Annotated in this window: 5 protein-coding genes; 4 read left to right on the top strand and 1 reads right to left on the bottom strand. The window is 70.3% G+C overall.

The annotated features are described in order from the left end of the window. The first annotated feature begins 440 nt into the window (after nt 1-440). The 3 genes from ACQKIP_RS37080 to ACQKIP_RS37090 all read left to right on the top strand — a co-directional run bounded on the left by ACQKIP_RS37080 (nt 441) and on the right by ACQKIP_RS37090 (nt 3,811). On the top strand, nt 441-1,436 hold the full coding sequence (locus tag ACQKIP_RS37080) for an ABC transporter ATP-binding protein (RefSeq protein ID WP_365854911.1): 996 nt from the start codon (nt 441-443) through the stop codon (nt 1,434-1,436). Further along, nucleotides 1,433-2,242: an ABC transporter permease gene (locus tag ACQKIP_RS37085; protein WP_365854913.1), complete on the top strand. Its 810-nt coding sequence runs from the start codon at nt 1,433-1,435 to the stop codon at nt 2,240-2,242. Before ACQKIP_RS37080 ends, ACQKIP_RS37085 begins: the two co-directional genes overlap by 4 nt. A 90-nt stretch (nt 2,243-2,332) precedes the next feature. Next, nucleotides 2,333-3,811: a phytoene desaturase family protein gene (locus ACQKIP_RS37090; protein ID WP_365854915.1), complete on the top strand. Its 1,479-nt coding sequence runs from the start codon at nt 2,333-2,335 to the stop codon at nt 3,809-3,811. A gap of 51 nt (nt 3,812-3,862) precedes the next feature. Here ACQKIP_RS37090 and ACQKIP_RS37095 read toward each other — a convergent pair whose 3' ends face one another. Beyond that, nucleotides 3,863-4,834: a formylglycine-generating enzyme family protein gene (locus ACQKIP_RS37095; RefSeq protein WP_427745145.1), complete on the bottom strand. Its 972-nt coding sequence runs from the start codon at nt 4,832-4,834 to the stop codon at nt 3,863-3,865. A gap of 404 nt (nt 4,835-5,238) precedes the next feature. Between ACQKIP_RS37095 and ACQKIP_RS37100 the strand changes: the two genes are divergently transcribed. After that, on the top strand, nt 5,239-5,991 hold the full coding sequence (locus tag ACQKIP_RS37100; RefSeq protein ID WP_365854917.1) for a VOC family protein: 753 nt from the start codon (nt 5,239-5,241) through the stop codon (nt 5,989-5,991). Nucleotides 5,992-6,183 lie beyond the last annotated feature (192 nt).

Genomic DNA, 6,183 nt, shown 5'->3' on the forward strand with positions numbered 1-6,183 from the left:
ACAGGTCAGACCCTGGTCGATGGGGCCGAGCTTCTGCTCGTTCATGAAATCGGCGATCTTGGCCACAATTACCTTCCTTAGCGGTATGACGCCGAAAAACGGGAAGGCGAGCCCACGGCGAAAAGCGTGGGCGAGAATACAAAAGAGGGCACTGCCCCTATAACTACGCAGGCCCCTCAAGACGTTCGGAGCACTGCGTCACTTCCCCGTTAACCGACGCATGGGTCAGATGCGTGATCTTGCGAGCACAACCATAACGATCATTACCTGCGCTATAGCAAGTCTTTGCCTATGTGACGCGCATCACACCGATACGGAATGGACTATTCCGGAAAATCTCCGGTAAGAATTCGATCAATGTCATCGAGGGCGTGCGCGAACGACCCACGACATGTTCTCCTGACTGAATCCACCCCCCGCACATCACGGATCGGACATCCATGCATGAAGCGACAAAAAGTCATATTCACGTAGAGGACCTGTGGCGCCGCTACGGAAGCGCCGCCAAGGGCTTCGACGCGGTGCGCGGCATCAGCTTCTCGGTCATGCCAGGCCAGCTGTTCGCCCTCCTGGGCACCAACGGCGCGGGCAAGACCTCCACGGTGGAGCTGCTCGAGGGCCTGGCCAAGCCGCACCGCGGAACGATCCGGATCTTCGGTACCCACGACCCGGTCACCGACCGCCGCCACATCCGCCCGCGTACCGGCGTGATGCTGCAAGAAGGCGGCTTCATCTCCCATCTGACGGTGGAAGAGACCGTGCGGATGTGGGCGGAGTTCACCACGCGACCGCGTCCGGTCGCCGCGGCACTGGAACTCGCCGGACTCGCCCACCGCGCCGACGTCATGGTGCAAAACCTCTCCGGCGGCGAGAAACGCCGCCTCGCGCTGGCCACCGCGACGCTGGCACGCACCGAGATCCTCTTCCTCGACGAACCGACCGCCGGCATGGACCCGGAGGGACGCCACGCCACCTGGCAGCTCATCAAGAAGCTGCGCGGCGAAGGCGTGACCATCCTGCTGACGACGCACTACCTCGAAGAGGCCGAATCCCTCGCCGACCACCTGGCGATCATGCACCGGGGCCGGATCGCCGCCTCCGGCACCGTCTCCGAGATCGTGGCCGAGCATCCCTCCACCCTCTCCTTCGGCCTCGGCGCCGGCCACACCGCGCACGACCTTCCCGTCGGCGGCAAGGTGACGGACGACGCGAACGGACGCGTGACCGTGACCACGGACAGCCTCCAGAAGGACGCCGCACGACTGCTCTCCTGGGCCGAAGCCCACGACGTGGTCCTGGACCGATTCACCGCACGACCGGCCTCCCTCGAAGAAGCCTTCATCCGCCTCGCCGGCCGCGACGACGGCCTTCCCGGTGATGGCGACGACAGCCGTGCCCCTGGCGACGACACCCGCGAACAGGAGGCCGCTGCATGAGCACGCAGACCACCCAGCAGCAGACCGCCCGTCAGCAGACCACCCAGCAGCAGACCACCCAGCACATGAAGGCGATGTTCCGCATCGAGTGGAAGCTCTTCAACCGGCTCAAGGTCAATTACCTGTACGCCGTCTTCGTCCCGCTGATGGTCCTGGTGGCGCTCCAGTTCGCCCAGGAGCAGATGAACCTCGACGCCAGCGGCCTCAATCCGGGGCCGGTCATGGTGTCCACCTCGGTCGGTGTCCTGCTGGTCTTCTCCCTCTACTCCTTCATCACCAGCCTCTACGTGGCCCGCAGAGAGGAACTGGTCCTCAAACGGCTGCGCACCGGCGAGGTCTCGGACCGCGTGATCCTGGCGGGCGGCGCCTCCATGTACGTCGTCGTATGCGCCGTACAGCTCCTGGTCGTCGTCACGGGAGTCTCCGTGATCTTCGGCATCGCGCCGCGCCAGCCCCTGGCGGCCCTCGCCGGAATCCTCACCGGCCTGGCCCTGATGACGGCGATGGCGGCGGCCACCGCCGCACTGTGCCGCACCATGGAATCCGTCGCGGTCGCCACCCTCCCCGCGATGTTCGTCCTGCCGATGATCTCGGGCGTCTACATCCCGCGGGAGATCCTGCCGGACGCGCTCGGCGACGCCCTGCTGTTCGCCCCGATGTCCTCCACGGTCGACCTCGTGCGCACCGGCTGGACCGGCGACCTGACCCTGCTCGACGCGCTGGCCCGCGTCCTGCTCGCCGGTGCGTGGACCGCGCTGTTCGCCTGGATCGCCGTCCGCAAGTTCCGGTGGGAGCCACGGGTCTGAAAGCCCTGCGACCGCTCCGGGACCTGACCTCCGGCACCCCGCACCCGGCACCCGGCACCCCACGACCTGCTACGTCTGCGAGAGGAACGCATGAGCAACCGACCTGATGCCGCGGTCATCGGCACCGGGCCCAACGGACTGGCCGCAGCCGTGACCCTGGCCAGGGCCGGTCTGCGCGTCGAGCTGCACGAGCAGGCCGATACCATCGGCGGCGGCCTGCGCACCCAACCCCTCTTCGCCTCCGACGTCACGCACGACATCTGCGCGGCGGTCCACCCGATGGCCGCCGCCTCGGCGTTCTTCCGCGAATTCGACCTGGCGGCACGCGGTGTGCGGCTCATCCAGCCCGACATCGCCTACGCCCACCCCCTGTCCCGCGGCCGGGCCGTGGCCGCCCACCGCAGCCTGGAGCGCACCGCGCAGGAACTCGGCCCGGACCGCGAGCGGTGGCTGCGGCTGATGGCACCACTGGTGGCGCGCAGCAGCGGCGTGGTCGACCTCGTCCTGTCCGGCCAGCGCGGCATGCCGGACGACACGGCCGCCGCACTGCACCTGATTCCGCGCGTGCTGGCACACGCCGCCCGGCGCTCCCCGCTGCGCACCGAGGAGGCCACGGCACTGCTCACCGGGGTGGCCGCCCACAGCGTGGGCAAACTGCCCTCCCTGGCGTCCTCCGCCGTGGGCCTGCTGCTGGGACACCTGGCCCACTCCACGGGCTGGCCACTGCCCGAGGGCGGCAGCGCACGCATCGCGCAGGCGATGGCCGACGACATCATCGCCCACGGCGGCACCCTGCACACCGGGCACCGGGTCACCGACCTGCGCGAATTCGACGGCGTACCGCTGGTGTTCTGCGACACCAGCGCCAAAGGACTCCTCGCCATCGCGGGCGACCGGCTGCCCGCCGGCTACCGGCGCAGCCTGGAACGCTTCCGCTACGGCCCGGGCGCCGCCAAGGTGGACTTCCTCGTCAGCGGCCCCATCCCGTGGACCAACCCCGTGGTGGGCCGCGCCGGTACGGTCCATCTGGGCGGCAGCCAGGCCGAGATGCGCCGCACGGAGACCGCCACCGCACGCGGCAGACCCGGCGAGCGCCCGTTCGTCCTCGTCGTCGACCCGGCCGTCACCGACCCGGGCCGCGCGAACGCGGACGGCCGCCGCCCGGTGTGGGCCTACGCGCATGTACCGGCCGGCGACCCGAGGAACCCCGTGGACATGGTCCGCAGACACATCGAGCACTACGCCCCCGGCTTCGGCGACACGATCATCGCCGAACGAGGCGTGGCAGCAGCCGAGTTGGAAAGCTACAACCCCAACTACGTCGGCGGAGACATCGGATCCGGCGCCATGACCCTGCGCCAGTCCCTGCTGCGCCCCGCCCCGCGCTGGGACCCCTACCGCACACCGCTGGCCGGCGTATACCTGTGCTCCGCGTCCACCCCGCCGGGCCCCAGCGTGCACGGCATGTCCGGCTACCTGGCCGCCCGCTCGGCCCTGCGCCGCGAACACCACCTCGCGCCTCCCCCGCTGGGCCCGGTCGGCGCCCGGCTCCGGGACATGACTTCGTAGAGGTCCGCGCTCACGCCGCCACCCCGCCCGCCCTCCCCGGCAGTCCGCGGACTACGCCTCCGCCGCGCACCGGAACCCGCAGTTCCCGCTGCTGGAGTCCGGGGTGTTGGAGGTACGGGCCGCCACCCGGTAGCGGTTGCAGTACGAGTCGTGGCACAGGTACGAGCCGCCCCGCATCACCCGGGAGCCGCCCTCTCCCGGCCCTCGCGGGTCCACCGCGGGAGCCGCGTCGTGCAGGGCCGTGAAGCGGTCACCGACCCACTCCCACACATTGCCCACCACGTTGAACAGGCCGTACGCGTTGGGCCGGTAGGCGTCCACCGGCGCCGTGCCCCTGTGGCCGTCCTCGCCGGTGTTCACCACCGGGAACCTGCCCTGCCAGATGTTGCACCGCCACCGGCCCCGCGGCGTCAGCTCGTCGCCCCAGGGGTAGCGCGCCTGATCGAGGCCTCCCCGCGCGGCGAACTCCCACTCCGCCTCGGTGGGCAGCCGCTTGCCCGCCCAGGCGGCGTAGGCACTCGCATCGTCCCAGCTCACATGCGTCACCGGATGCCGCGCCCGGTCCCCGACACCGGAGCCGGGCCCCTCCGGCGCCCGCCAGGTCGCGCCCTGCACTCCGCGCCACCACGGTGTCCCGCCGGGTGCGGGTGCCGCGCGCACCTGGCCGGGCGTCAGAAAGCCCGCGAAGACGTACGACCATCCGAACCGCTCGGCAGCGGTCACAAATCCCGTCTCCTTCACGAACGCGGCGAACTGCGCGTTGGTGACCGCGTGCTCGTCGATACGGAAAGCGGAGACGGTCACCTCGCGCACCGGCCCCTCCCCGTCACCGGGATTGGCGTACTCGTCCTCGTTGCCCATCCGGAACGTCCCGCCGGGCAGCGTCACCATGCCCTTGCCCGAAGCACGACGGGCCGAAGACGCGGGAGGGGACACGGCGGCAGGGACGGAGGCCGGCACGGAGGCGGGGGCCGACTGCGAGCCGCTGCCCGCGGCCCGGCTCGCCGCGCAGCACGCCGACACCTCCGCCGCCCCCTCGCCGGCTGTCACAGATATGTCATACGCAGTCAATGGTCTCCACCTCGTCCGCACACAGATGATCCTGGTCGTCCGACCCGATCCACCCATCGCCGTCCCGTCCGACCCGCCCGTCCCGTCCCGTCCGTCCCGTTCGGCCCGTTCGGCCCGTTCGGCATGTCCGTCCCGCTGCCCATGGAGGAGCCCATGCCCAACCGCCGCCAGTTCCCTCCCGGTTCCTCACCGGTTCCGCCGCAGCGCTCGGCATGACCACCCTCCCCGCACGGACCGGCCTCCGCCGATCCTGACACGCCCGGCCCCGACCAGTCCGACCAGGCCGACCTGCGAGTTGATCTCTGTTTGATGACGGCAGCTGTGCATGCCGCAACAGGATGCATAAGGTCGCCGACATGCCTCTGCGACCGGTAAACGTGAACATCAAGGCCCTCGACGACACGGTCGTCGGCCAGTTCTGGGCACAAGCCCTCGGCTGGGAGGTGTCCAGCGAAGGACCCGGCGTGACCAACGCCGAACCCGGCGGCGACTACACCTGGCCGGACCCGGCCGCCATCTGCGTCGACGTCGTCATCGTCCCTGAAGCCAAGACACCGGCGAAGAACCGCGTGCACATCGACCTCGCCACCACCTCCGCCGCCCACCAGGCGGAGCTGGTCGCCCGTCTCAAAGCACTCGGCGCGACGCCCGTCGACATCGGACAGGGCGACGTACCGTGGACGGTCCTCGCCGACCCGGAGGGCAACGAGTTCTGCGTCCTGGAGCCCCGCGAGATCTACCGCGACACCGGGCCGATCGCCGCGGTGGTCGTCGACTGCGCGGACCCGCGTGCCATGGCCCGGTTCTGGGGCGAGGCAACCGACTGGAACGTCCACGAGGTGACCGACCAGCACGCCCGGCTGCGCTCCGCCAAGGACGTCGGCCCCTACATCGAGTTCCTCCGCAACCCCGACGCGAAGACGGCGCCGGACCGCGTCCACATCGACCTGCTGCCGTACGCGGGTGACGACCACGCGGCGGAGGTGGCCCGGCTGCTCGCCCTCGACGCCCACGTTCTCGACCTCGGCCAGGGCGACGTCCCGTGGAAGTGCCTCACCGACCCGGAGGACCACGAACTCTGCGTCCTCGCTCCCCGCCGGACGCCCTGATACTCCGGTCCGCTCAGCGGCGACCGCCGGTGTCCGCATCGCGCAGCAGCCGGGCCAGCAGCAAGGCGCCTCCGGCAGCCGCAGTTCCTGCCGCTCCCACGGCCAGGAAGCCGCCGGAGGAACGCCAGGACAGCACCGACCACCGCGACTGCGCGGAGAACAGCGACCCCGTACTCAGCCACGACCCGGTCG

Source organism: Streptomyces sp. NPDC059900 (assembly GCF_050270335.1).
GTDB lineage: Bacteria > Actinomycetota > Actinomycetes > Streptomycetales > Streptomycetaceae > Streptomyces.

What these genes read in the sequence shown, in the direction of transcription:
- ACQKIP_RS37100 (WP_365854917.1), top strand. Translation starts at nt 5,239, where the DNA reads ATGCCTCTGCGACCGGTAAACGTGAACATCAAGGCCCTCGACGACACG.
- ACQKIP_RS37090 (WP_365854915.1), top strand. Translation starts at nt 2,333, where the DNA reads ATGAGCAACCGACCTGATGCCGCGGTCATCGGCACCGGGCCCAACGGA.
- ACQKIP_RS37080 (WP_365854911.1), top strand. Translation starts at nt 441, where the DNA reads ATGCATGAAGCGACAAAAAGTCATATTCACGTAGAGGACCTGTGGCGC.
- ACQKIP_RS37085 (WP_365854913.1), top strand. Translation starts at nt 1,433, where the DNA reads ATGAGCACGCAGACCACCCAGCAGCAGACCGCCCGTCAGCAGACCACC.